The sequence below is a fragment of the Paenibacillus sp. FSL P4-0081 genome (assembly GCF_000758565.1).
In the GTDB taxonomy this organism is placed as follows: domain Bacteria; phylum Bacillota; class Bacilli; order Paenibacillales; family Paenibacillaceae; genus Paenibacillus_AQ; species Paenibacillus_AQ phytohabitans.
Window position 1 is genome coordinate 5,540,901 of the sequence record NZ_CP009280.1, and the last position, 23,397, is coordinate 5,564,297.

Genomic DNA, 23,397 nt, shown 5'->3' on the forward strand with positions numbered 1-23,397 from the left:
GGCGGATTCCTAATGATACTCAATCATTCCCAAAGTGCTGCCGCATCAATGAGCTCAACAAATTATTCAGCAGCACTTTCCTTCTTGTTTTTCTTCTAAAATCATTCTCAAAGCCACCCTTTAACCCTTCAATGTATGCATAGTATGATTTATTGAACAGTCGCCTGCATATATGTCCGCTTGCCTTGCGCATCCTTCAAATAGGGTCCAAGACCGGCAAACCGCGAATGATCCACATACACTCCAGTCATCCACCTGCCTTCGGTCAGACCTCCATTCCACTGCAGCACCAGATCCGGGGCAGAGATCCATTCCTGATAGACTCTGATATTCTTATCCTTATATTCTTTGGCTTGTTTATTCATTTCCATTAACGGGGTCTGTGTCATATAGGTAGGCACGAAATATACAGAAATAAGCTCCAAATCATCTTCGCTGAGAAAAGCATCTTCACCTAAGTAAGGCTGGAGCAGCAGCGTATTCTCATACATCGACCAGATTACCGCCTGCAGCACCATACTCTGACTAATGCCGTTATGAAAGGTGAAGCGGCGCGGCGGGCCGGAGGTATCGCTATCCGCAGCTGTCACAGGCTCCAGACAATGCCTTTCACAACCGATGCATTTCCAGCCGGAGGGGCTTTGAATCCACTTCTGAAACACACTGCCGCTATCATTGTCCCCTTTGTATAGAGAGGATATGATCTCATAAGGCACGCCAATCCAGGCATCCCATAATGAAGCGGGAAGATGGCTATGAAGCATATACAACACCTTGTCATAAATCAGCTGCACTCTAATTGACGCAGTCTCCAGTTCAGCGACATCCTTTTTTCCATAGGCTATTTCGCGGGAAAACAAGGTGATGGTCATGATCCTCGCCTCCTAAAAGTTTTGTGAGCGTTACTTCATAAGAGTCCACTACGGCAAAACTTGCATCGAAAGCATACGCTAGGTTTTGTGAGCCTAAACATCCCTGAATCAGCATCGTTCAAAACTTGCCTCGAAAGCATCGTCTTAGTTTACTTGCCTTAACTTCGGCTTATTCACATTCTCCTTAGGCTTTTCCCAGTTTTGTCAACGCTTCCACACATCCGTAACTTTAGTTTGTTCTATTATATTACACAGGTTTGGACACAGTGCAAGTTTTATTTAGCAAAACCGAAGCAAAAACCCCTTAAACCGGAGACCGGTAAGGGGCTGTCATTAGGAATATGAAACGTAACTACTCAACCCAGCTCTCGGCCCAGAACTGAATTTGCTGCATAACCGGCTCAAGCGCCCGGCCTTTGACCGTTAATTCATACTCAATGCGCACCGGTGTTTCCGGATATACATGACGTACCAGAATGCCTTCACATTCCAGATCCTTCATACGCTCGGACAGCATCTTGTCGCTCATTGTCGGAATCAGTCCGGAAATATCCTTGAACCGCTTAGGGCCGCTCATCAATGTCTGAATAATAAGTCCATTCCAACGTTTGCCTAAAAAAGAAAAGGCCGTCTCGAATCTCGGGCACATCGTCAGTTGATGTTCTTCCATTGTTTTTCACCTCTCACTTGTGAAGCTTACTATTAGTTAGTATATATAATTTTACCACATTTATTCTGTAATGAACATCGTTTACCAAAAAAAAGTTCATTAACCATAACTATTATATCTTCGTTGTCAATCCCTTGTGTCTGCTTTCTGCTCCCGCTGATGAATCGCTTCAGTTACCACGTAAGCGAGGTCATCATTGCTATATAGCGACAGTACACCAAGTACGGTGTCATCGGAGATAAAACCGGCCTCTTCCTCGGATACAGTCAGTGCCAGCGCATTGCTCAGCGCCTGATTGCCCTCCTGCTGCGGATATGCCTGTAAATACAGTGCGTGCGGGTCCAGCTTGTTATTCACGCACCACTGGGCAAAAACAAGAATCATCATTTCCTCATCCCGTTTGTAGCTTTCGATAATTCTCTCTTCCATTGACTTGCCGTAATCCTGATCTTCCATGTTGTTCTCCTCTCTGCTGCTAATCTGAAAATTCAACGGCTGAGCTTCGCTGCCAGCTCATGGCTCGGCAATACGGCTGAAGCGGAAATGCCGCATTGCTCCGGGGTCGCGATATTACTCAGGTAATGGCTGACGGCTCCGCTGAAGCCTCTGCGCTCCAGTATAGTGTCCCAGCTGCCGAAATTCTGCGTGCGCGGCAGGGAACCCTGCTCATATAATGTCGCCCGTTCCATATCCGTCACTTCGACTGATCTGCCATTTCCGTGCAGCTCCAGCTTCTCCAGATCAGCACCGGCATCGCGCACCATACTGTATATTCCGGTTGCTCCGCTCTTCCAGTCCAGCTGCCCCAATGACTGCAGCAATCTGTCTTCTGTATCTGTCTTCAGGCTGCTGTGAAGCAATTCATAATCGCCGCCGCACAGCCATAGCAGCAGATCCAGCATATGGATCAGATCATCATGAATGGTTTCATGGCTTGTACCCTGCTGCAGCTTCGTCCGGTGCTTGATTGCGCTGCATTGGCTAATGCCTCCGGCTTTCAGCAGCCAGGACTTGGCCGCCATATACATCGGAGCATAGCGGCGGTTGAAGCCAACCCCCAGCAGCAGTCCCTTGTTCTCTGCGAGCTCGGCCATCCGCCGGGATTCTTCCAGATCATAAGACAGCGGCTTGTCCACATATACGGAGACCCCATGCTCCAGGCAACGGGTTACAAGTTCATAATGTGTAGGTGTTGGACTATGCACGAATACAGCATCTATGTCCCAGGATAACAGCTCATTCAGGTCAGTTGTCCCTTTCTGAAGACGATAGGTTTGAACTGCCCGCTGCACCGTCGCAGAGGAATGGCTGAGTACCCCTACAATTTCCGCCTGATCATGACGGGAGAGCAGCGGCAAATAGACTTTACGGGCAATATCGCCGATGCCGATTAATGCCACTCTTTTGCGTACAGGTATATTCATTGAGGTATCTCCCTTAAATATTGGGGATTTCTATCCCTTATAGGTGTATTATACCGTGACAAGCGGCGGCGACAATGATCTTTGCTTCAATAATCACTTTTTTTTCAGTATGATGAAATGTATGGAGTAAAGAAGGGGCATAGTAAAATGAGAAAATGGCTGACGGTAATTCTGTATGTTTCGTGTATAATCCTCGCGTTTATCTACAGGTATGAGATTCTGGCCTGGCTCAAAGAGGACCATAATCTGCTTCTGTCCATGCTTGCAGCCACTGTTCTGGCCTTGTTTCCGGTAATCCCCTACAAGCTGATCATAGGTCTGTTCGGATACGCCTATGGAAGCCTGGCGGGAGCGTTAATATGCTGGAGCGCAACCACATTGGCTGCAGCAATCGTGTATGGTCTGGTTAAATATATGTTCCAGAGCAAATCCATGACTTATCTGAACTCAATTTCAGCGCTGGATAAATTCACCGGGGCCGTGCAGCGGCGTCCGTTTGCCTCTGTAGTCCTCGCCCGGCTGGCGCCTGTAATTCCGCAAATGGCCGTGAATATCTACGCCGGTGCTGCCGGACTGCCCTTCTGGAGTTATCTTGCAGCAACCGGCCTAGGTAAAATCCCGGGGATCACCCTGTACGCCTTCCTCGGCGGCCAAATGTTCCAGCATCCGCGCAATGCTGCCATTGCCGTGATTCTCTACATCGCCGTGCTTGCAGCTGCCGGATTCTCCATGCGGCCGCGGTCCGCTAAAATCTGAGGGGTATCCATCAAGCTGGCAGAGTGCAGCTATTTGATTTATAATTAAATTGTGATCTATTTAATTGCATTCTATAGATGGAGGGATATTAATGAGTGAAGTTCAATCTGATTCTATAAACGTCAAGACGGAAAAAGCTACGTTCGCCGGAGGATGCTTCTGGTGCATGGTATCCCCGTTTGAAGAACTTCCCGGTATTGTCGAGGTAATCTCCGGCTATACAGGCGGTCATACCGTTAATCCGACTTACGAGGAAGTCTGCTCGGAAACGACCGGACATGTCGAGGCTGTGCAGATTACGTTTAATCCGGATATTTTCCCATATACCAAGCTGCTTGAGCTGTTCTGGCAGCAGATTGACCCTACCGATGCCGGAGGGCAATTCCATGACCGCGGCACCTCTTACGGAACAGCGATTTTCACCCATTCGGAAGAGCAGCGTCTGCAGGCTGAGGCATCTAAGACAGCACTGCAAGCCAGCGGACGTTTCTCTGCTCCTATTGTGACTCCGATTCTTCCGGCCAAGCCTTTCTATCCGGCCGAAGAATACCACCAGGGATATCACCACAAGAATCCCGGCCATTACAAGCGTTACCGCAAGGGCTCCGGGCGGGAAGCTTTTATCGAAGCACACTGGACTCACAAGGAGGACAAAAAAATCCTGAAGGAGCGCCTGACTCCGCTGCAGTATGAAGTTACGCAGAACAGCGCTACCGAATCCCCCTTCCGCAACGAATTCTGGGATCATCACGGGGATGGAATCTATGTGGATATTGTTTCCGGCGAGCCCCTGTTCAGCTCACAGGATAAATTCGATTCCGACTGCGGCTGGCCGAGCTTCATGCGTCCGATCCGCGATTATGCAGTCAAGGAGAAAACTGACCTCAGCCATCTGATGATCCGCACCGAAGTGCGCAGCAAAACAGCCGATTCCCATCTCGGCCATGTCTTTAATGATGGTCCCGGGGCAAACGGGCTGCGCTATTGCATCAATTCGGCGGCTTTACGTTTTGTTCCCAAAGAAGATTTGGAGAAGGAAGGCTACGGCGAGTACCGCGTTCTTTTCCAGCATGCTTGACGCAGGTCGATAACGGCCGCCTCATCCACCCATAAGTCATCGCTACAGCAGAAAGCCTCCAGACCGGTAATAACAGGTTTGGAGGCTTTTCACATGAGTGTTATAGCCCTTATAAAAACAAACTCATCCCCGGTGCCCCGGCAGGCCGTTCCAGAAATCCGAACTGACTGTAGAAGCCCGATTTCCCCTGGGCGGATGACAACTGAATCCAGCGGATCCCCCGGCTGCGGCAATGACTGATCAGCTGATCCATAACTGCGCGTCCCAGCCCCTGCTTCTGATAAGCCGGAAGCACAATCATATCGCACACATAACACTGGATTACACCATCGGAAACGATCCGGCCGGAGGCCACCAGGCGGTCATCCTCATACACCGTGAGAATATGCCAGCTATTCTTCAGCGCCATGTGCATATGTTCCTTCGTCCAGAGCCTATCTGCATTCCAGCCGGTGGATTGATATAAGCTGTAATACTCATCCATGTCCGGAATATCTGTGCGGTAAGTAAAGCCCACTCCGCTTCCCCCTTAATCACTTCAAACTCTGAACCTGACCATTCAACTGCTTATTTATTATCTTTCTCAGTATCATTCTCTATTTCAGCTGGTGCGATAGGCGCCTCAACGTCACGGTCCAGCAGTTCCCGGTTCTGTTCACGGTTGCCCTGGCGTATCTGTTCGAAGTGCTCCCGCTCCCGGCGCTTAAAGATTCTGCGGAACCAGATCACAACCGCCACAACCACTGCAGCCACGATCAGCACCGGAAGTGCAGCCGCCAGCACAACTACAAGCCACTGGAACATTACAGATAATGCCTTCATGCTGCCCTGCAGCGCCTCCGAAGCACGTTCACCCAGCGGTCCTTGTTTTTTCACTTGGGTGACGGCGATGCTCTCCTCTGTCTGGTAAAGGCGAAGCTCCACGGTCGAGAAGGATACGTTCTGGTCAATATAACGCATTCTGCCCTTGATCTGTTCGATTTGCTCCTGGATTGCACCCAGCTGGTTGGCAAACTGCACGAGATCTGCCGGTTTGGTCGCTTTTTTCATGAAATCGATATATTGCGTCTCCATCATCTGCTTAGCCTTGAGGCGTGACTCCAGATCCACGTACTCTTCCGAGACATCCTGCCCCTGAATACTTCTCTGCAGCTTCTCATGTTTGACCTTCTCCAGATTGTTCAGAAAAGAAGAGAAGCCCGACGCCGGTACCTTGAGGATGAAGGTTCCGCCCTGTTCATATTCAGACATATTCTCTGAAAATTCAATAATGTAACCGCCTGCCAGTGTGATCATATTCCGTACTTCGGTCTGTGCCGCCCCGTAATCAGCTACCTCCATGTTGAGGTTAGCCTTATAGATCAGCTTTTTGTTCAGACCTGCCACCACATCAGTTCCCGTGAACCCGGCTGAAGCGTCTGCCGCCTGCTCTGCCCCCGGATTAGGGACCGCAGGATTCGCACCTCCGCCTTGCACCGCATTCTGATCATTCACAGCCACCGCGGTGGTGGAGTTGAAATTTTCGGTCATTTCCTTCGCTGCCGGCACACTGGCAACTGAGCCGTCTTCCACTGCCGCCGCGGACTCAGCGGTCAGCGCATTATCCGCTGTATCTGCCGCCGAATTGGCATTGTTATTGCCTGCCCCGCAACCTGCCAGAACCACTGCCAACACAATTAAACACAACAAAGAATGCAGACCCCATTTTCGCATGTTCATTCCTCCAATAGTGTAATGGCGAAAGGCCGTTTTATCTATAGATCTCTTCCGCGCTTATACCCTTTGACGTTCCAAAAGCTGGAAGGTTGCAGACAATTAGGAGGATAGCAGCCTTTTTTTGTGTTTTTTCCCATATCGGTAAAAATGCCAAACAGGACACTCAGCAGCTGAATGATCCCGTTTGCGTAATAGCTCTTTATTTGTTACAATTGTAGTGTCTGTAAAAGACAAAAAGCACCAAATACCCTCCATTCTCAAGGAATAAGGGTAAGGTGCTGTTCGGACAAGCTCCACCTTGCCGGACAGATCTATTCAATTGCTAACTGATTTATGATGCCAACTACTATAAGAGGAGGTGAACCCTCATGGCAAAAGACGTATTGTGTGCAGTTAACTCCTGTACTTACTGGGCTGAAGAAAACAAATGCAACGCTGAGTCCATCTTCGTTGCTTACCACAGCTCCAAAGAACCTACTCATTCTGAAGAAACAGATTGCAAAACCTTTGAAAGCAAATAAGGTCTGAAGAATATCGAAGGGACCCTCCACGGTTCCTTCTTTTCTTTTTTCATTTTATCAAGAATGATAATTATTATCAAGTGTTTCTTGCAAAAAAATGAAAATAAATCACTATAACCAGAGTGGCTTACCCTGAATATAGTGATTTATTTATGTCAGGCAGCTACCACAGATTAGCAGAAACGTTTACCGGCTGACTGCCCCGCTCTTCTCCCGTACAAGGACCGCCGCCTTCACCATATTACGCAGTGCGGCTGTGGTCTCTTCCCATCCGCGAGTCTTCAATCCGCAGTCCGGATTAATCCAGAACTGCTGCACATCCAGAGCGCGGAGCGCCCGCTCGATAGCTGAAGTCATCTCCTCTACAACTGGAACCCGCGGACTGTGGATATCATACACTCCGAGTCCGATGCCCTTGTCATATTCCTGCTCCTCGAAGCTGACGATCAGCTCCCCGTGGCTGCGGGAGGTCTCAATTGAGATAACATCCGCGTCCATCGCCGAGATCGAACCAATCATGTCGTTGAATTCGCTGTAGCACATATGCGTATGCACCTGGGTCGTATCCTTGACATGGTTCGTCGCGATCCGGAACGATTTCACGGCCCAATTCAGGTAATGCTCATGATCTCCCGCCTTCAGCGGCAAGCCTTCGCGGATGGCCGGTTCATCGACCTGGATCATCTCAATGCCCGCCTCCTCCAGGGCTGTCACCTCATGGCGCAGCGCAAGTGCGATTTGCCCTGCAACGGCTTCACGGCTGAGATCATCGCGGACAAAGGACCAGTTCAGGATCGTGACCGGACCCGTCAGCATCCCCTTGACCGGCAGCTTCGTCAGCGACTGGGCATACAGGCTTTCTTTGACGGTCATCGGCTCGATAAAAGCAACATCGGCATAGATAACGGGCGGCTTCACGCAGCGTGAGCCATATGATTGAACCCAGCCGCCCCCGGTGAAGAGATAACCGGCCAGCTTCTCTCCGAAGAATTCGACCATATCCGTCCGCTCGAACTCACCATGTACCAGCACATCCAGCCCGAGCTCCTCCTGAAGGGTGATAGCCTCAGCGATTTGACGCTTGATGAACCCGTCATAACGCTCCTGGGTCCATACCCCCTTGCGCCACTTCAGCCGGGCCTGGCGGACCTCAGCCGTCTGCGGGAAGCTGCCGATGGTGGTTGTAGGCAGCAGCGGCAGACGCCACTTCTCCTGCTGAACCTTCACCCGCTCAGCAAAAGGAAGACCGCGGTTGTCCGGCAGCTTCTCCAACGAGCGTACCTGCTCAGCTACATCCTCACGCCCGCGTTCCGGGAGGGCACGGAATACAGCAAGCACTTCACGGGTTGCGGCCAGCTCCTCTGCATAACGTTCAGTGCCCCCGTCTGCAGCTGCAGCAATAAGAACCAGCTCCGCAAGCTTTTCATTGGCGAAGGCTAATGCATTCTTGACCGCAGATTTCAGCTTGTCTTCCCCTTCGACTGTAACCGGCACATGCAGCAGGCTCGAGGCGGGCTGGAGAATCAGCTGCTCTTGTGGCACATATTTCTGCAGTTCAGCAACCAGCTCCAGCTTGGCATCTATATCCGAACGCCAGATATTGCGTCCGTCGATAATTCCGGCAGCCAGGGTCTTATCCTGAGGCCAGCCCAGGCGGGCAATGGACTCCAGGTTCTTGCCTCCGTCATGGACGAAATCCAGGCCCAGGCCATGCACTGGCAATTCCAGCAATGCCTCCAGCGGCTCGGCAGCTTCGAAATAGGTCTGCAGAATAACATTAAGGCCCGGTACTGAAGCGGCGATCTCCCCGTAGATAGTCTTAAGCAACGCGATATCCTCTGCCGTTAAGCCCGTTACAATTGCCGGCTCGTCGATCTGTACCCAGGCCACGCCTTCCTGCTGCAGCTCCTGCAGCAGCTGTACGTATACCGGCAGGAAGCGGGCAGCAACTGCGGCTATTTCGGCAGCCGGGAATCCCTTAGACAGCTTGAGGAAGGTATAGAGCCCTACTATAACAGGCTTGCCTTCAATGCCTGCCCGTTCTTTGGCGAACCGGTAGGCAGCCAGCGGCTTATTCTCTGTCAGGACAGGTGTAATGCTGCCAATCTCAGGCACGATGTAATGGTAATTCGTATTGAACCATTTGGTCATCTCGCAGGCCGTAGCTCCCGCATTGCCGCGGGCCATGGCAAAGTACAGGTCGAGCGGAATCTCTCCGCCCTGATAACCGTAGCGCGCCGGTACAATGCCGAACATCGCTGCGGTATCCAGCACATGATCATAGAAGGTGAAGTCGCCCACCGGAATCAGCTCGATGCCGGCCTGCTGCTGGGTCTGCAAATGCTGGAGCTGAATTTCTTCCATCTGTGCGCGGAAATTCTGCTCATCTATTTTCCCGGCCCAGTAAGCCTCCAATGTCTTTTTCCATTCGCGGTTCTTGCCGATTCTCGGATAGCCGAGGCTGCTTGTCTTAATTCCTTTGCTCATTTATGTCCGCTCCTCTTGGGTTAAGTTAGGTGCTGCATCCTTAATCTGCTGCCATCTTACTTCACATTTTCTGCGGTCCGCAACAGATTCCGGGGAGTTTGGCTATACAGATTCCTTATAACAAAAGCAAATCCCCCCACAAAGCTGGGCTATAGCTTCGGGGGTCACTCATTTACTTCCCGGGGACCCCGAACATAATTAAAGCCGCACGCTCCAATGAAGGAGGTGCGGCTGTGGCAACCGTGCAGACGGCTCAGAACCAGATCAGGTAGACTACACCGGCGAGAATAATCCGGTAGATGGCGAAGGGCAGCAGCTTGATTCTGTTAATCAGCTTCAGGAAGAAACGCATCGACAACAGCGCGAACAGGAAGGCGCTGATAAAGCCGGCGATGAAGAACGGCAGGGCATCCAGCGTGAAGTACTGCCAATTCTTCAGCAGCGAAATCAGGCTCGCTCCGGCCATAATCGGCACAGCCATAATGAAGGTGAAATCGGCAGCCGCGCGGTGGCTCATCCCCAGCAGCACGCCGCCGGAAATCGTCGAGCCGGACCGTGAGAACCCCGGCCACAGGGAGACACACTGGATCAGTCCGACCGATAGCGCCTGCCTATATGTAATCTGGTCAACACTCTCTGTTTTGATGGTTTTGGGTGCAAACCGGTCGGCGCAGATCATAAATATGGCACCAACGACCAGTCCGATCAGCACTGTAGAAGTGGAAAATAAATGCTCATCAATGTAATCCTCGAACAGAAAACCGAAAATTCCGGCGGGAATCAGACCTACGATTACCTGGGCTAACTTCAGACGGCCTTCGGCAGGCGCCTGCGGCTGCCCCTCAGGCACCACCGTCAGCTCCTTGCGGCTGAATTTCTTCAGCCCGAGCAGATCGATGAACCGGTTACGGAAAATGATCACTACAGCAAGGATGGAGCCCAGCTGAATAACAACCTTGAACGTGTTCGCCGTATATTTTCCCAGAAATTCCTGAGATTTAAGCCACATATCATCCACAATGATCATATGACCTGTTGAGGATACCGGAGCAAATTCAGTCAGTCCTTCTACAATTCCCAGTATGATTGCTTTGACAATGGTCAGCAGCTCCATGGTTATCCTCCTTTGAATGTTGAAAAATTATCCCCGGACCTTGCCGGCATTCAGTCTTTTACGGTAATACAGGAATCCGAGCAACAAAAGTCCTGCAGCAATGATGGCATATACTACACTGGAATAGGTGCCGATAATACCGGCAATATCCTCCCACGACTCTCCAAGCGCGGCCCCCAGCAGCACCAGCAGCACATTCCAGCCTAATGTTCCGATCGTTGTAAACAGCATGAACACGCCGAATTTCATCCCGGACATCCCTGCGGGAATGGAGATCAGACTGCGTACGAGCGGAATCATCCGGCAGAAAAGCACGGTCCAGTAGCCGTATTTGTCAAACCAGGCGTCCGCCTTGCGGATATCCTTCCCGCTGATCCGCAGCAGGCCGCCCCAGCGGTCTACGATCCGCTCCAGTCTGTCCACATCCAGCATCCGTCCGATCCAGTACAGAATCACTGCACCCAGCAGTGAACCGGCGGTTGAAGCGATCAGCACGCCGGGAATCGTCATGTCAGTCGTAGTGGTCATGAATCCGCCGAAGGGGAGAATGACCTCTGAGGGAATGGGCGGAAATACATTCTCCAGCGCCAGCATCAGAAAGATGCCGAAGTATCCGAACTGCTCCATAAAATCCGTAATCCATGTTTGCATATGCGGGCCTCCTGTTTAGAGCAGATTTTTCTTGAGATTGCGTAAATAACGGCTGCGGATGAAGAAGAAATAGATTCCCTGGGCTGCCAGATATCCGGCCAGCACTGCCCCTGTCTCGGCTGCAATCGACAGATAGAACAGGCGCTGCAGGGCAATGAAAGCAAAGACGCTGTGCAATATGGCCAGCAGCACCGGAACGAAGAACATCAGGGCCAGCTGCTGGGTGACGCTGCGGTCCAGCTCCTGATCGGTGAAGCCCATTTTGGACAACGCAGAATACTGGAAACGGTCATGCTCCAGATCCATGTACAGCCGGAAATACAGGAAGCTTCCTGCCGCGATGAAGAAGACGGTCCCCACCAGGAGGGAAGCAAACAGCATCGTACTGTACAGCGTCCGCTGAATCTCAAATAGTGTTCCGCTGACCACGACAGCGTAATTTGCCTTCTGCTCATAGGCGACCTTGCCGCCGTCCGCAAGACTTGAAGCAATGCCTACCGTCCGGGGGAAATCCTCCATGTAAAAGCCGTAGTACATGTCCTGCTGGACCGGAACGATGGTGTTATAGAGACTGTCGCTGACCACCAGGCCGCTGAAATCTCCTCCGCCCCGCCCGTCCAGCTCCGGCAGCAGATATTCGGCAACCGGTACATGCTGTGTGTAGCCAACTTCCCGGATATCTGTTCCCTGCTCCAGCGTATAAGTGGCTTTGACACGCTCACTGATCAGGCTGCGGTCCCGCTGGGAGCCGATCATCACCAGACCGTCGTGTCCTTCCAGCGGAGGTTCAGAGGAATCGAAGCCGGCATATTGGAGAGCCAGCCTGTAGTCACTGTAAGCCATGAGCGGTAACCGTTCAGTATGGTCCGGTCCGCTCTGCGCGGCCACATCGACATATTTCACCGGGATCGACAAGGTATCATACGTTAGTCCCAACTGCTTCAGCTCCGACTCGATGCCGTCCAAATCCTGCACTGCCGTGGAACTGGCCGCTCCGCCTTTGGCGACGTAGCCTACGGCTGCGGGATAATCCAGCTTCAGCTCCCGTGACAGGGTATGGATCGACGCGAAAACACCCACCGAAGTGAAGGATACCGCCGAGACAATGGTCACCATGAAGAACATCCGCCCGTTATCCTTCCAGCGGTACGATAAACCCGAGAAGGTGATAATCCGCATCCGCTGCCAATAGAAGTGCCGGAATCTTCTCAGCTGTTCTACCACGTATAAACTCAGCTGTGTATAGAACAGGTAGGTACCCACAACCGTGATAGCCACTACCGGGAACATCATCACCTCCACCGTGGTGGCTGTAGTCAGCACTGCCAGCACATAACCGCCCAGCAGCAGCAGTGCGGAGAGCAGCGCCTGCCAGCGGTGAACGTGCGGCTCCGCATCTCCTCTGCGTCCGCCTTGGAACATTCCCCGCGGCGTCTCATTGCCGATAAAAAAGAAGGTGGACAGCGAGATCAGGACGAACAGCAGCACAAAGCTGATAATAGTCAGCACCGGTGCCTGCCAGCTTAGATGGAAATCCAGCGGGGGAATGCCGAGAAAGGCGGAGCCTATCATCAGGAACAGCTTGCCGAGCAGCATCCCGAGCAGTGTGCCGTTGAAGATCGCCGAGCCGCCGATCAGCATATTTTCCAGAAACACCATCTTGTTGAGCTGCTGCTTGGTCATGCCATGCATCAGCAGGATACCGAACTCCAGCTTGCGGGACTGCAGGAAGGAGCCGACGGATACCAGGACAAACAGCGAGCAGAAAACATAGATGATCCCTTCTGCCATCATCATTGTCTTAGCCGCAGTATCCAGGATGAGAGCTCCTGAAATTACCGGATGGAAGATAAACAAAGCGCACAGGAAGAAAATCATCACCGAAAAAGCACTGCTGACAAAGTAGGCAGCATACTTGCGCTTGCTCCGGGTTACATTCCTATAGGCGAATTGCCGAAAGGTCATGGCCGGCTCCTCCCAGCAGTGACAGCATGTCGATGATATTCTGGAAGAAGGCGGCTCTGCTGCTGCCCCGGTATATCTCGCTGTAGAAGCGGCCGTCTTTGATAAAAATCACCCGGTGGCAAAAGCTCGCTGCCACCGCGTCATGCGTAACCATCAGCACTGTCGCTCCTTCGGCTTCATTCACTTCAGCCAGCAGCCCCATCACTTCTTCCGACGCCTTGGAATCCAGACTGCCGGTGGGTTCATCCGCCAGAATCAGCGAAGGGCGGTGGATCATCGCCCGGGCAATCGCTACACGCTGCATCTGGCCTCCGGAGATTTCATAGGTGCGTTTGTGCAGCAGCCCGGCAATATCCAGCCTGGAAGCTACTTCAGCCAGCCGCTTTTCCATTTCCGCAACGGAACTCCCGCTTAGCGTCAGCGGCAGTACTACATTCTCTTCCACCGTAAGTGTGTCAAGAAGATTGAAGTGCTGGAACACAAAGCCCAGCTCCTTGCGGCGGAACAGTGCCTTCTCTTTGCGGGCCAGCAGATTCGGGTCCCTGCCGCTGATCATTACCTGGCCTGAGGTGGGTTCATCAATCGTCGCGATGACATTGAGCAGCGTGGTTTTGCCGCTGCCGGACGGGCCCATAATTCCGACGAATTCCCCCTTCTCTACGGCGAACCGGATATGGTTCAGCGCGTGAATGGATACCTTGCCTTCATATATTTTGGATAGATTGTGTACGTCTAATAGGGGCAAGGGCTACCGCTCCTCTTTCACCTGGATTGCTTACATTATACAAACTGTAAACTAATGCTGCTATTTCTGAAACTTACAGCTACCTTACAGTATTGTAAGCACAGTTGTAGTTGACAGTTGACAGTGCAGAGATAAGGCCTTATATTTAAATGCATGAGCATGCATGTATTTTTGTGGAGAGCCGATTTGTCACATAATCCCCCCCTGCCGCATGCCAATTCCAGATTGAACGAAGGAGCGCGACGAATAATGAAGGATCTGTTCACCCCCTATGAGATTAAGAGCCTGAAGCTGAAGAACCGGGTAGTTATGCCGCCCATGTGCCAGTATTCGGTCACCAATAAAGATGGAATCGCTACAGATTGGCATTATAACCATTATGTGAGCCGTGCAGTCGGCGGTGCCGGACTGATTATTGTAGAGATGGCTGATGTTGACCCGGATGGCCGTATCACCGACTATGATCTGGGACTCTGGTCCGATGAACAGATCCCTGCCCTGGCCCGGATCGTGGAGGCCAGCCATGCCTACGGTGCCAAAGTGGGGATTCAGGTCGCCCATGCCGGACGCAAGGCCGAGGATGCCGTGCTTCCTGTCTCCTCTTCCGCTATTCCTTTTGACGATAAGTCCACTACTCCGCATGCCTTGACTACGGAAGAAGTGAAAGCTATGGTAGGCAAATTCAAGCTGGGTGTGCAGCGGGCAGTCCAGGCCGGCTTCGATGTTATTGAACTGCATGGTGCCCACGGCTATCTGATTCACCAGTTCCACTCACCGCTGACCAACCAGAGAACGGATGAGTACGGACAGGACCGGACGCTGTTCGGCCGGGAAGTGATTGCTGCCGCGAAGAGCGTAATGCCTGAGGGTATGCCGCTGATCATGCGCATTTCCGCGCAGGAATACGTTGAGGGCGGCTACGGGCTCACCGAGAGCCTGGAAATCAGCAGAGCTTATAAGGAAGCCGGAGCGGATATCTTCCACATCAGTGCAGGGGGTGAAGGCCCGATAGCTGCAGCCGGCAGACCGGGCACCCATGCTGCCTATCAGGTGCCGCTGGCCAGAGCTATCAAGCAGGAGCTGAATGTTCCGGTGATTGCCGTCGGCCGGCTGGATGAAGCGGTACTCGCCAATGCGGTCATCGGCAATGAAGAGGCTGATCTCGTAGCGGTTGGACGGGGCATGCTGAGAAATCCTTACTGGACGCTGGAAGCTGGTGTAGTGCTCGGCAAAGACGCGGGTGTTCCCAAGCAGTATGAGTTCGGGTTTCCCCGTGCCGCCAAATAATTGAGCATTCCCTGCGGTGTCCTTCTCTTCTTCCAGATGATATACTAAAGTGAAATTTATATTCATGAATGGCATGCACCGGGAGGATTGATGACATGAAGAACACCCCTGCAAATGACCTGATAACCAGCTGGTTGTCACTCTCTCATATACAAATGAATGTTGCCGCTGCACTTGAAGCAGAGCTGGTGGAGAACTATCAGTTATCGCTCAAGGAGTTCTACGTACTGCTGTTTCTGTCCGAGGCACCCGAGAAGAAGCTGAAGCTGCAGCAGCTTGAGTCCATGGTCGGGCTGAGCCAGAGCGCCGTATCCCGGCTGGTCAGCCGGTTCGAAGCCAAAGGCTGCGGCGCGCTGGAGCGCAAGGTCTGTGATGATGACCGCAGAAGCATCTATACCTCTTTGACTGACATCGGTCAGAATAAGGTCGACCGGGCGCAGGTGACCGTAAATGAAGTGCTGCAGGAAGCCTTTCCTGTAGCCGATATACAGCAGCTGCTGGAACAGCTTGTGCAGCTGAAACAGCAATAGACCCGGGCAGAGCGCCTGCCGGGTGAACCCGCCGTCCCTTACAGGGGCGGCGGGTTTTTGATATGCACCGAACCTGATACGCCCATTGAGCATACAACGTACTAAACGAAGAATAGCGGGGTGTACGCATGTTGTTCACGGTTATGCAGCTGATTGGCGGTATCATTCTCTCTGTGGGCTGGATTCCACAAATTCTGCAAATCATCAAGACCCGGTCTGTCGCAGACCTTAGCCTGAAGTCCTACCTGCTGATGCTGCTGGGCATCGCCCTTATGGAAGCCTATGCGGTTAACCTGGCCGCTCAGGGGGTCGGGCTCGCTTTTCTGATTACCAATACCCTGTCGCTGGCGGTCGTATCAACGGTCGTCCTCCTGATTATCCGCTACCGGGCCGGCAGCAGGTAGAGACGAACTGCCTCCCGCTTGTATCAAAATATAATCCGCACTGCCGTCCCCTTGCCCACCTCCGAGGTAATCTCCACCTCATGCTCCAGCTTGCCGCAGATCTGCTTCACCAGATACAGCCCCATGCCGGTGGATTCCTGAAAGCTGCGCCCGTTGACGCCGGTAAAATAAGGATCGAATACCCGCGGCAGGTCACCCGGAGGGATGCCCACGCCTTCATCGCGCACCTCCAGCACAGCCCTGCCCTGCTCCTCTAAATACCCGTGGAAATGCACAAACTTCCCCTCCTCCACTGTATAGCGCAGGGCATTGGTTATCAGCTGGGTTATGACGAAGGACAGCCATTTCTCGTCTGAGGTAATCGAAATCCCGCTCTCCACTGAAATCACCGGAAACACCCGCTTACGGATGAACAGCCGTTTCTGTTCCGAGGTCACGTTCCGCACCACGGCCGAGAGCTCCAGCCGCTCGACATAGAAATCATGCTCAAAGGTATCCAACCGGGCGGTGTAGAGCACCGTTTCCAGACCTTTCTTCAGACGGTCCAGCTCATCGCCGATGGCCGTGAACGGAGGCCCGTCTTTATCCTGTATCATCAGATGAATCACCGAAAGCGGCGTCTTCATGCCATGCACCCATTGGTTGATGAAGTGAATATGCTCCTCCAGCTTGTGGCGGTAGTTGTGCAGGTCGTTCTGGTATAGCCGGAACTGCTGGGCCAGCAGCATACGCAGACTCCCGGCTAAAGGCGTGTTCTGCGCCGGCCCGCCGGATTCCTCGAGCGATGCCGGCACCGTCATAAGCCGCTCATAGAACGTACGGTTTGCGAGATACCGGTAGGCAAGATAACCCAGCAGCAGAATTGTACTGAGCAGCGCCGCGTACAGGCTCACCGTGACTCCGCTTCCCCCGTCCAGACGGTAGACAAGCGTAATCATCATAAGCTGGGCCAGATAGACTATGATCAAAGGCGATTGTTCCCGCATGAACAGCTTCATGTTACCCCTCCTCCCAATTCCCGGTGAGCCTGTACCCTTGACCGCGCACCGTCTGCAGCCCCTCCATAATGTCCAGCGCAGCCAGCTTCTTGCGTACCCGGGTTACGTAGACGTTCAGCGTGTTGTCATCCACAAAAGCTTCGGTATCCCAAATCTTCTCCAGCAGCCGGTCACGTGTAACGAGTGTGCCGGATTTCTGCATCAGCTCATCGAGAATCTTGGCCTCGGTGTGGCTCAGGTCGATTCTGGCCCCGCCCCGCGTCAGGATCAGCCGTTCTACATCCAGCATCAGTCCCGAGACGGTGAGGCTGCGTTCCGTGCCGCCCCCGGCATAGGAGCCATAAGCGCGGCGCAGGTGGCTTTTGATTTTGGCCATCGCAATCTCGTAATCAAAGGGTTTCGTAATATAATCATCCGCGCCATTCTCCAGCGCCATGACCTGATCCATCTTCCCGTCGCGTGCGGAGATGAACAGAATGGGACAGGTTGAGACCGCACGGATCTGGCGGCACCAATAATATCCGTCGAATTTGGGCAGGTTCACATCCAGCAGCACCAGCTGCGGGGCGAACGCCTCGAACTCGGTCCGTACCGCTTCAAAATCATGCACCGCCCGTGTTTCGTATCCAAACTTATGTAAGTAGTCCTGGAGCAGGGTTACCAGTCCCTTGTCATCCTCAATGATAAATATTTTGAACATCATAGCCCTCCGGTTGCCGCCTTAGGTAGTCTAAGGGGTTTGCCCCATAATATATACAGTACCTGCGTTCCAGTCAAATCTGCGGTATACTTTCCGGGAAGCGGTGAATGCCAGTGCAATTCCTGTTTCGAAAAAACAACGGGCTTAACGACCGTTACGGAGGTACACCGTATGAAGCAAAACAAATATGATGAGGCCAGCTTTTTTGAAAATTACAGCCGGATGCCGCGCTCCACAGGCGGACTTGAGTCCGCCGGAGAATGGGGGACTTTCCGCACGCTGCTGCCTGACCTGCAGGGTCAGCGGGTACTGGATCTGGGCTGCGGCTTCGGCTGGCACTGCCGGTATGCCCGTGAGCAAGGGGCCGTATCTGTAGTGGGCATCGATCTTTCTGCGAATATGCTGGAGCGGGCCAGGGCAATGACCCGCGATCCGAAGATTGAATACCTCCAGCTGGCAATTGAAGATGCCGCTTTCGGTGCGGATGAATTCGATACAGTCATCAGTTCACTTGCCATTCACTATGTAGAGGATTTCGCCAGCCTCTGCCGCCAGGTCTACTATTGCCTGAAGCCTGGCGGAGCCTTCGTGTTCTCGGTCGAGCATCCCATCTTCACCGCGCTCGCCGCGCAGGATTGGCATTACGGTCCTGAAGGCGGGAAGCAGCATTGGCCTATTGACAATTATCATTTCGAAGGACCGAGGCAGGCCAAGTTCCTTGATCATGCAGTCACGAAGTACCACCGTAACGTTGCTACCTACATTAATACGCTGATCGGTTCCGGCTTCACCCTGACCCGGATCTCCGAGCTGCAGCCGACTGCGGATATGCTGGAGAACAATGCTGCCTGGCAGGAGGAAACCCGGCGTCCGATGTTCCTGCTGCTGTCTGCGGTGAAGAATTAGCGGGTATAGCGTGCGTTTGAGAAACAAAGTTGCTTCGAAGGCGAGGCTGGATGGAGCTCCAGAGGCGAGGCTGAGCTCAGTATGCGCGCATTTGCTCCAGCAGAGGCCGGTGGGTTCTTCATAACTCACTCATCAGCATGTGGGGAGGACTGAGATTCCGTTATTTGTGCAAAACGGGTGATTTCACAGGGCAAGCGGACTCAGATTCCGTTATGGGTCCTGTTATCCCTCCTTTTGAGCTGAAATTCACAGGATAACGGAATTTCAGTCCGTTTCATCCGCAAAAGAAAGCCTTTCCGGGAAATAGCGGCCTCTCAGTCCGCTTCCCTCCACAGACCAAACAGCCGCCTCCCGGGGAATCCGGCGAGGCGGCTGTTGCACTTACCAGGGAATCCCGTGAAGCTGCTGCTGCGTTCCGCGGAACCCTGCGAGGCGGCAAATTGTTACGGTTGAATTTGGATTGCCGGCTTATTTCATCGCCGCTCCATTTACTTGCCGTCCAGCAGATTGCCCAACCCGCCGAGGATGCTGCCCTCTTCCTTGCGCCCGGAAGGTCCGGCGGCCGACAGAATACGGTCAGCCATCCGGCTGAACGGCAGCGACTGCACCCACACCTTGCCCGGTCCGCGCAGGGTGGCGAAGAACAGGCCTTCGCCGCCGAAGAGCGCAGTCTTCACACCTTTGACCATCTCGATATTATAATCGACAGAGGATGTCATGGCGACGAGACAGCCGGTGTCGAGCTTGATAGTCTCTCCAGGCTGCAGCGTCCGCTCCAGCACATGACCTCCGGAGTGAACGAAGGAGAGTCCGTCTCCTTCGAGCTTTTGCATGATGAAGCCTTCACCGCCGAAGAAACCCGCCCCCAGCCTGCGCTGGAATTCAATGCCGATCGACACGCCTTTGGCTGCGCAGAGGAAGGAATCCTTCTGGCAGATGATTTTGCCGCCGTATTGCTGAAGATCCAGCGGAATAATCTTGCCCGGGTACGGAGCGGCAAAGGTTACGCTTTTCCGTCCATATGCCCCGCTGTGCGTGAAGACGGTCATGAACAGGCTTTCCCCGGTCAGCAGCCGTTTGCCTGCACCCTTCAGCATGCCCATCAGTCCGCCTCCGCCCCGCGAGTTGCCGCTGCCGTCACCAAAGATCGTCTCCATCGTAATCTCCGGGTCCATCATCATGAAGCTGCCCGCTTCGGCGATCACGCTCTCCCCCGGGTCGAGCTGCACCTCCACACACTGAATTTCCTCACCCATAATCGCATAGTCAATTTCGTGAGCACTCATTCCCTTACATCCTCCCTCTACATTCTGAGCATAGTGTAACCTCGGGCCTTGCAGTTTGAATGAAATATATACGCGCGCTCACACCTCACGGTTTCAGTATCCGGGGACACCCGGGAGGTGAATGTGCGAACTGTGGCGCAAACGAATATGTACACATTTTACCGAAAACAAATTAACAGAGGATAATATGCAAAAATGTTGCAGATATTACAACTTCGATTCACTGATACTGGGGTGTGCGGACGAATTGTTGTAGGAAATACAAGAATCCTCTCGGTAATCGGCTTGGAGGGGGGCAGAATGCTGCATTTCATACAACAATTTCCGGTTACGGTCGATATAACGGGCGGAATGTTGTATTCTGTGCAGGATTTCTCAAAAAAAAAAAAGACCAGCTGGACTTAAGTCCGCTGACCTTTCATCATCCCCGTATAGGGGTTCACATTGCATTGTTCACATTCACCGCGCCATCCTGAGTCTTGGCTAGTGGAGATGGAATCTTCGGAGCCTTGACCAGCTTCGGTCTGCCCAGAGAGGTTGTAAAAGTAATCACATATCCGGCCACAACTACAGCCATCACTGTGTACAGGGTCTCTTTTAACGGCATATAGAAGAGGGACAATGCCAGAACAACTACATCCATCAGGATAAATACGGTTCCTACCTTAATTCCTTTCCATTCACTGATCAGCAGCGACAGAATATCGTCCCCGCCGCTCGCCCCGCCGCCTCGCAGGACCATACCTGCTCCTAGACCTGTCAGTACACCTGACAACAATGCCGCAAGCGGCAAGTTATCCTGCAGATCAATAACCCATCCGGAATAGCGTTCCATCAGTCCGTAGAATACCGTGAAGGCTGCTACAGAGATGAAGGTGTTCACCACGAACGATTTTCCTTTGAATATGATTGCGATTAAGAGTACTGGAATGTCTAAAATCAGGATCGATAGTGATGGTGAAATCCCCAGCACATATTTGCCGAGCAGCGACAGCCCTACGAACCCGCCCTCAGTCAAATGGTTCTGATAATTGATGTGATAATACGTAAATGCAAGCAATAGTGTTCCGGACAAAATAACGGCTAATCGGAGCGGCATACTCATGCCACTATCTTGTTTCCTCATACTCGGTCTCCCCTTATCGTAAATGGCGGCTAGACGTCCCACCAGCCTCTACGAGGGGTTAAACCGGAGGTGTTGCTCCTTCGCATACAATACTCCCTTCCCTCATAGAGGCGGCCATCGTCAATTAACAACGGTACTCGCACATTCTACAGGGAAGCTAAGTATAAGACAGATCATAACGTTTCCAAATCGTCCTTTGGGGAATCGTCCTTCGGGGACACATGGTATCCTGATCCTTTCTTTAGTTTGATATGTTCTGAATAGATTATACCACGCGGAAGGGGCAGTCTAAACAGTTTCCATTAAAAATAAGCAATCAGCCCTGATTCCGCAGCAAACGGTTGACAGTTTCCCGGCGTACACCTATTAATTGCCCGATCTCTTCCTGTGTCAGCAGATCTGTCAGCTGTGCGCCATGAGAGTATTCGTTCAGCCAGCGGGTCAGCAGCGCCATGCGTTCCCCGGGCGTTCCGACTGTAAGATGGTCGAGCCGTGTCTGCATGAACCGCACCTTCTCCTGGAGCAGAAGCGCGATCTCCATCACCTTCTCAGGGTCCTCCCGCAGCTCCCGGTACCATTCCGCAGCGGGAATGAGCTCGACCTCACTTTTCATCATCGCCACCGCTGTTCCATGCGCCTCCTTCGGCGAAATGAGGGAATGATGGGGAACTGTCTCACCCGGATACAGCAGGTTGAACAGCACCATGTTCCCGTTCTCATGCAGTCTTGTCACCTTGAACAGTCCGCTTTTCACCCGGTACAGGTTCTGGCCGCCGTCACCCTGACGGAACAAGACTTCCCCTTTGTGCAGAATCATTTCGCATTCTCCTTTGCCTTCTCTTTATATATATTTTTAATTATACCGAAATACGACATTGAATTCTCCCCCACTTAGCTAACGCTTGAAGTGGCGGATTCTTGCGAACAGAAGAGTACCCTCTTCTTATGGAGCAAGCGATCCCTGCGTTCCCGCAGTTTTACATTTTTGACGCAAGTGAAATGTTGAATTCTATCGTTTGGTTAGGTGGCGGTTAAACCGCTACTTGTTCAATATTGTGAGCGGCGTTTTCGTCACGGTCATGGATCGTCCCGCAGGCCGTACACGTCCATTCCCGAACGGACAGGTTCTTCACCTCGGGGTGGATCGTGCCACACACATGGCAACGCTGACTGGTCGGCTCAAACGTGTCGGCGATCCGAAGATTTCGTCCATACCATTTCGCTTTATACGTCAGCTGTCGCACCCACTCGCCCCAAGACGCATCAGCAATGGATTTTGAAAGCTTGGGGTTCTGAATCATATTCGCCACACGCAGATGTTCGATACTAATCGTTTGGTTTTCACGAATCAGTCTCGTGGTCAGCTTGTGGAGGAAGTCATTTCGTTTATTGGCAATGCGTTCGTGAATACGAGCGATATGCTGCCTTGCTTTCTTCCAGTTGGAGCCGCCCGGAGTACGCCGAGCCATCCGCCGCTGCCAAAGCGCCAGCTTGTTCTCGTATTGACGGTAAAAGCGAGGATTGGCGATATGTTCCCCGTTTGAGCATACTGCATATTCTTTCAAGCCTAAGTCGATGCCAATAGGTGTATCCACTTGGGGCAGAGGGTTCTTTTGAACTTCGCAAACGAGCGAAACGAAAAATTTCCCGCTGGCGTTTTTACGAACGGTAGCGGACAATATCCGGCCTTCCAGCTTCCGGGAGTTTGCAAAACGTATCCAGCCGAGTTTTGGGAGCTTCAAGCGACTGCCCTCCATGGCGATATTCCCGTTGGTGAATTTGGTCGTGTAACTTTGAATCGGATGCTTTCGGCTCTTGAAGCGTGGCGCTTGATTTTGCTTCTTGAAAAAACGATCAAAGCTATCCGCCACATGACGAGCAGCCGACTGCAAAGCGATGCTATCGACTTCTTTCAGCCAGTCGTATTGTGCTTTTAAACCGGGGAGTTGTGTTGCACAAGCGTGATAAGACAAGCCTTTTCCCGTTTCCACATACCTTTGATTCCAAGCTTCCAAGAAGTAATTGAACACAAAACGGCAGCAGCCAAACATTCGACGAATGAGTTGCTTTTGCTCTGTATTGGGGTAGATCCGATATTTATAGGCTTGATGAACCAGGGGTTTCGAAGAAACCTCCTGCGCAGACACGAGCATGTGCAACC

At 52.4% G+C, this 23,397-nt stretch carries 24 protein-coding genes; 7 read left to right on the forward strand and 17 right to left on the reverse strand.

Translation table 11 applies throughout. The annotated features are described in order from the left end of the window. Window positions 1-149 precede the first annotated feature (149 nt). The 4 genes from P40081_RS36580 to P40081_RS23900 form a co-directional block, all read right to left on the reverse strand. Window positions 150-872 (reverse strand): hypothetical protein, encoded by a 723-nt coding sequence (locus P40081_RS36580; protein WP_052421959.1) that lies wholly within the window; start codon window positions 870-872, stop codon window positions 150-152. A 352-nt stretch (window positions 873-1,224) separates the two neighbouring features. After that, the gene (locus tag P40081_RS23890; protein ID WP_042138775.1) at window positions 1,225-1,542 is read right to left on the reverse strand and encodes a winged helix-turn-helix transcriptional regulator; all 318 of its coding nucleotides are present in this window, start codon (window positions 1,540-1,542) and stop codon (window positions 1,225-1,227) included. Between the two features lie 126 nt (window positions 1,543-1,668). Continuing rightward, entirely contained in the window at window positions 1,669-1,998 is a 330-nt protein-coding gene (locus tag P40081_RS23895) for a protein YxiS (protein ID WP_042138776.1), read from the reverse strand. 32 nt (window positions 1,999-2,030) lie between these two features. Beyond that, complete coding sequence (locus P40081_RS23900; protein WP_042138777.1) at window positions 2,031-2,966, reverse strand: Gfo/Idh/MocA family protein; 936 nt, start codon at window positions 2,964-2,966, stop codon at window positions 2,031-2,033. A 147-nt stretch (window positions 2,967-3,113) separates the two neighbouring features. Here P40081_RS23900 and P40081_RS23905 point away from each other — a divergent pair, with 147 nt between their 5' ends. Together P40081_RS23905 and msrA are read left to right on the forward strand one after the other, a co-directional pair. After that, window positions 3,114-3,722 carry a TVP38/TMEM64 family protein gene (locus P40081_RS23905; protein ID WP_042138778.1) on the forward strand — a complete coding sequence of 203 codons (609 nt, stop codon included), beginning with the start codon at window positions 3,114-3,116 and terminating at the stop codon, window positions 3,720-3,722. Window positions 3,723-3,813: 91 nt separating this feature from the next. Then, window positions 3,814-4,800 carry a peptide-methionine (S)-S-oxide reductase MsrA gene (gene msrA, locus P40081_RS23910; protein WP_042138779.1) on the forward strand — a complete coding sequence of 329 codons (987 nt, stop codon included), beginning with the start codon at window positions 3,814-3,816 and terminating at the stop codon, window positions 4,798-4,800. Between the two features lie 109 nt (window positions 4,801-4,909). Here the strand turns inward: msrA and P40081_RS23915 are convergent, their stop codons facing one another. Both P40081_RS23915 and P40081_RS23920 read right to left on the reverse strand, forming a co-directional pair. After that, entirely contained in the window at window positions 4,910-5,317 is a 408-nt protein-coding gene (locus P40081_RS23915) for a GNAT family N-acetyltransferase (RefSeq protein ID WP_042138780.1), read from the reverse strand. 50 nt (window positions 5,318-5,367) lie between these two features. After that, window positions 5,368-6,513 (reverse strand): DUF4349 domain-containing protein, encoded by a 1,146-nt coding sequence (locus tag P40081_RS23920; protein ID WP_052421960.1) that lies wholly within the window; start codon window positions 6,511-6,513, stop codon window positions 5,368-5,370. A gap of 371 nt (window positions 6,514-6,884) precedes the next feature. Here P40081_RS23920 and P40081_RS37720 point away from each other — a divergent pair, with 371 nt between their 5' ends. Then, window positions 6,885-7,037 carry a DUF1540 domain-containing protein gene (locus P40081_RS37720; protein ID WP_076245672.1) on the forward strand — a complete coding sequence of 51 codons (153 nt, stop codon included), beginning with the start codon at window positions 6,885-6,887 and terminating at the stop codon, window positions 7,035-7,037. Window positions 7,038-7,223: 186 nt separating this feature from the next. Here P40081_RS37720 and metE read toward each other — a convergent pair whose 3' ends face one another. The 5 genes from metE to P40081_RS23945 form a co-directional block, all read right to left on the reverse strand. After that, the gene (metE, locus tag P40081_RS23925; protein WP_042138781.1) at window positions 7,224-9,524 is read right to left on the reverse strand and encodes a 5-methyltetrahydropteroyltriglutamate--homocysteine S-methyltransferase; all 2,301 of its coding nucleotides are present in this window, start codon (window positions 9,522-9,524) and stop codon (window positions 7,224-7,226) included. Window positions 9,525-9,777: 253 nt separating this feature from the next. Continuing rightward, window positions 9,778-10,638 carry an undecaprenyl-diphosphate phosphatase gene (locus tag P40081_RS23930; protein WP_042138782.1) on the reverse strand — a complete coding sequence of 287 codons (861 nt, stop codon included), beginning with the start codon at window positions 10,636-10,638 and terminating at the stop codon, window positions 9,778-9,780. A 27-nt stretch (window positions 10,639-10,665) separates the two neighbouring features. Further along, the gene (locus tag P40081_RS23935) at window positions 10,666-11,289 is read right to left on the reverse strand and encodes a DedA family protein (protein WP_039295402.1); all 624 of its coding nucleotides are present in this window, start codon (window positions 11,287-11,289) and stop codon (window positions 10,666-10,668) included. A gap of 15 nt (window positions 11,290-11,304) precedes the next feature. Continuing rightward, window positions 11,305-13,254 (reverse strand): FtsX-like permease family protein, encoded by a 1,950-nt coding sequence (locus P40081_RS23940; RefSeq protein WP_042138783.1) that lies wholly within the window; start codon window positions 13,252-13,254, stop codon window positions 11,305-11,307. After that, on the reverse strand, window positions 13,229-13,999 hold the full coding sequence (locus P40081_RS23945) for an ABC transporter ATP-binding protein (protein ID WP_042138784.1): 771 nt from the start codon (window positions 13,997-13,999) through the stop codon (window positions 13,229-13,231). The genes P40081_RS23940 and P40081_RS23945 overlap by 26 nt, the downstream gene beginning before the upstream one ends. A 249-nt stretch (window positions 14,000-14,248) precedes the next feature. On the opposite strand from P40081_RS23945, the gene P40081_RS23950 reads away from it, so the two are divergent. From P40081_RS23950 to P40081_RS23960, 3 genes are all read left to right on the forward strand, one after another. Further along, window positions 14,249-15,286 carry an NADH:flavin oxidoreductase/NADH oxidase gene (locus tag P40081_RS23950; RefSeq protein WP_042138785.1) on the forward strand — a complete coding sequence of 346 codons (1,038 nt, stop codon included), beginning with the start codon at window positions 14,249-14,251 and terminating at the stop codon, window positions 15,284-15,286. A gap of 95 nt (window positions 15,287-15,381) precedes the next feature. After that, complete coding sequence (locus P40081_RS23955) at window positions 15,382-15,816, forward strand: MarR family winged helix-turn-helix transcriptional regulator (protein ID WP_042138786.1); 435 nt, start codon at window positions 15,382-15,384, stop codon at window positions 15,814-15,816. A 128-nt stretch (window positions 15,817-15,944) separates the two neighbouring features. Next, on the forward strand, window positions 15,945-16,220 hold the full coding sequence (locus P40081_RS23960) for a PQ-loop domain-containing transporter (protein ID WP_039295394.1): 276 nt from the start codon (window positions 15,945-15,947) through the stop codon (window positions 16,218-16,220). Between the two features lie 23 nt (window positions 16,221-16,243). Here the strand turns inward: P40081_RS23960 and P40081_RS23965 are convergent, their stop codons facing one another. Next, window positions 16,244-17,218 (reverse strand): sensor histidine kinase, encoded by a 975-nt coding sequence (locus tag P40081_RS23965; protein ID WP_042138787.1) that lies wholly within the window; start codon window positions 17,216-17,218, stop codon window positions 16,244-16,246. Between the two features lies 1 nt (window position 17,219). Continuing rightward, on the reverse strand, window positions 17,220-17,918 hold the full coding sequence (locus P40081_RS23970) for a response regulator transcription factor (protein ID WP_039295391.1): 699 nt from the start codon (window positions 17,916-17,918) through the stop codon (window positions 17,220-17,222). Window positions 17,919-18,089: 171 nt separating this feature from the next. Between P40081_RS23970 and P40081_RS23975 the strand changes: the two genes are divergently transcribed. Then, window positions 18,090-18,824: a class I SAM-dependent methyltransferase gene (locus P40081_RS23975; RefSeq protein WP_042138788.1), complete on the forward strand. Its 735-nt coding sequence runs from the start codon at window positions 18,090-18,092 to the stop codon at window positions 18,822-18,824. A gap of 488 nt (window positions 18,825-19,312) precedes the next feature. Here P40081_RS23975 and P40081_RS23980 read toward each other — a convergent pair whose 3' ends face one another. From P40081_RS23980 to tnpB, 4 genes are all read right to left on the reverse strand, one after another. After that, on the reverse strand, window positions 19,313-20,110 hold the full coding sequence (locus P40081_RS23980; protein WP_039295387.1) for a TIGR00266 family protein: 798 nt from the start codon (window positions 20,108-20,110) through the stop codon (window positions 19,313-19,315). Between the two features lie 439 nt (window positions 20,111-20,549). Further along, on the reverse strand, window positions 20,550-21,236 hold the full coding sequence (locus P40081_RS23985; protein WP_042138789.1) for a YitT family protein: 687 nt from the start codon (window positions 21,234-21,236) through the stop codon (window positions 20,550-20,552). Window positions 21,237-21,552: 316 nt separating this feature from the next. Beyond that, window positions 21,553-22,053 carry a Crp/Fnr family transcriptional regulator gene (locus P40081_RS23990; RefSeq protein WP_042138790.1) on the reverse strand — a complete coding sequence of 167 codons (501 nt, stop codon included), beginning with the start codon at window positions 22,051-22,053 and terminating at the stop codon, window positions 21,553-21,555. Between the two features lie 214 nt (window positions 22,054-22,267). Then, complete coding sequence (tnpB, locus tag P40081_RS23995; protein ID WP_042138791.1) at window positions 22,268-23,389, reverse strand: IS200/IS605 family element RNA-guided endonuclease TnpB; 1,122 nt, start codon at window positions 23,387-23,389, stop codon at window positions 22,268-22,270. Window positions 23,390-23,397: the final 8 nt, after the last annotated feature.

Bases quoted from the DNA above. Each gene is read 5' to 3' on its own strand.
- P40081_RS36580 (WP_052421959.1), bottom strand. From the start codon at position 872: ATGACCATCACCTTGTTTTCCCGCGAAATAGCCTATGGAAAAAAGGAT.
- P40081_RS23890 (WP_042138775.1), bottom strand. From the start codon at position 1,542: ATGGAAGAACATCAACTGACGATGTGCCCGAGATTCGAGACGGCCTTT.
- P40081_RS23895 (WP_042138776.1), bottom strand. From the start codon at position 1,998: ATGGAAGATCAGGATTACGGCAAGTCAATGGAAGAGAGAATTATCGAA.
- P40081_RS23900 (WP_042138777.1), bottom strand. From the start codon at position 2,966: ATGAATATACCTGTACGCAAAAGAGTGGCATTAATCGGCATCGGCGAT.
- P40081_RS23905 (WP_042138778.1), top strand. From the start codon at position 3,114: ATGAGAAAATGGCTGACGGTAATTCTGTATGTTTCGTGTATAATCCTC.
- msrA (WP_042138779.1), top strand. From the start codon at position 3,814: ATGAGTGAAGTTCAATCTGATTCTATAAACGTCAAGACGGAAAAAGCT.
- P40081_RS23920 (WP_052421960.1), bottom strand. From the start codon at position 6,513: ATGCGAAAATGGGGTCTGCATTCTTTGTTGTGTTTAATTGTGTTGGCA.
- P40081_RS37720 (WP_076245672.1), top strand. From the start codon at position 6,885: ATGGCAAAAGACGTATTGTGTGCAGTTAACTCCTGTACTTACTGGGCT.
- metE (WP_042138781.1), bottom strand. From the start codon at position 9,524: ATGAGCAAAGGAATTAAGACAAGCAGCCTCGGCTATCCGAGAATCGGC.
- P40081_RS23930 (WP_042138782.1), bottom strand. From the start codon at position 10,638: ATGGAGCTGCTGACCATTGTCAAAGCAATCATACTGGGAATTGTAGAA.
- P40081_RS23935 (WP_039295402.1), bottom strand. From the start codon at position 11,289: ATGCAAACATGGATTACGGATTTTATGGAGCAGTTCGGATACTTCGGC.
- P40081_RS23940 (WP_042138783.1), bottom strand. From the start codon at position 13,254: ATGACCTTTCGGCAATTCGCCTATAGGAATGTAACCCGGAGCAAGCGC.
- P40081_RS23950 (WP_042138785.1), top strand. From the start codon at position 14,249: ATGAAGGATCTGTTCACCCCCTATGAGATTAAGAGCCTGAAGCTGAAG.
- P40081_RS23955 (WP_042138786.1), top strand. From the start codon at position 15,382: ATGAAGAACACCCCTGCAAATGACCTGATAACCAGCTGGTTGTCACTC.
- P40081_RS23960 (WP_039295394.1), top strand. From the start codon at position 15,945: ATGTTGTTCACGGTTATGCAGCTGATTGGCGGTATCATTCTCTCTGTG.
- P40081_RS23965 (WP_042138787.1), bottom strand. From the start codon at position 17,218: ATGAAGCTGTTCATGCGGGAACAATCGCCTTTGATCATAGTCTATCTG.
- P40081_RS23970 (WP_039295391.1), bottom strand. From the start codon at position 17,918: ATGTTCAAAATATTTATCATTGAGGATGACAAGGGACTGGTAACCCTG.
- P40081_RS23975 (WP_042138788.1), top strand. From the start codon at position 18,090: ATGAAGCAAAACAAATATGATGAGGCCAGCTTTTTTGAAAATTACAGC.
- P40081_RS23980 (WP_039295387.1), bottom strand. From the start codon at position 20,110: ATGAGTGCTCACGAAATTGACTATGCGATTATGGGTGAGGAAATTCAG.
- P40081_RS23985 (WP_042138789.1), bottom strand. From the start codon at position 21,236: ATGAGGAAACAAGATAGTGGCATGAGTATGCCGCTCCGATTAGCCGTT.
- P40081_RS23990 (WP_042138790.1), bottom strand. From the start codon at position 22,053: ATGATTCTGCACAAAGGGGAAGTCTTGTTCCGTCAGGGTGACGGCGGC.
- tnpB (WP_042138791.1), bottom strand. From the start codon at position 23,389: ATGCTCGTGTCTGCGCAGGAGGTTTCTTCGAAACCCCTGGTTCATCAA.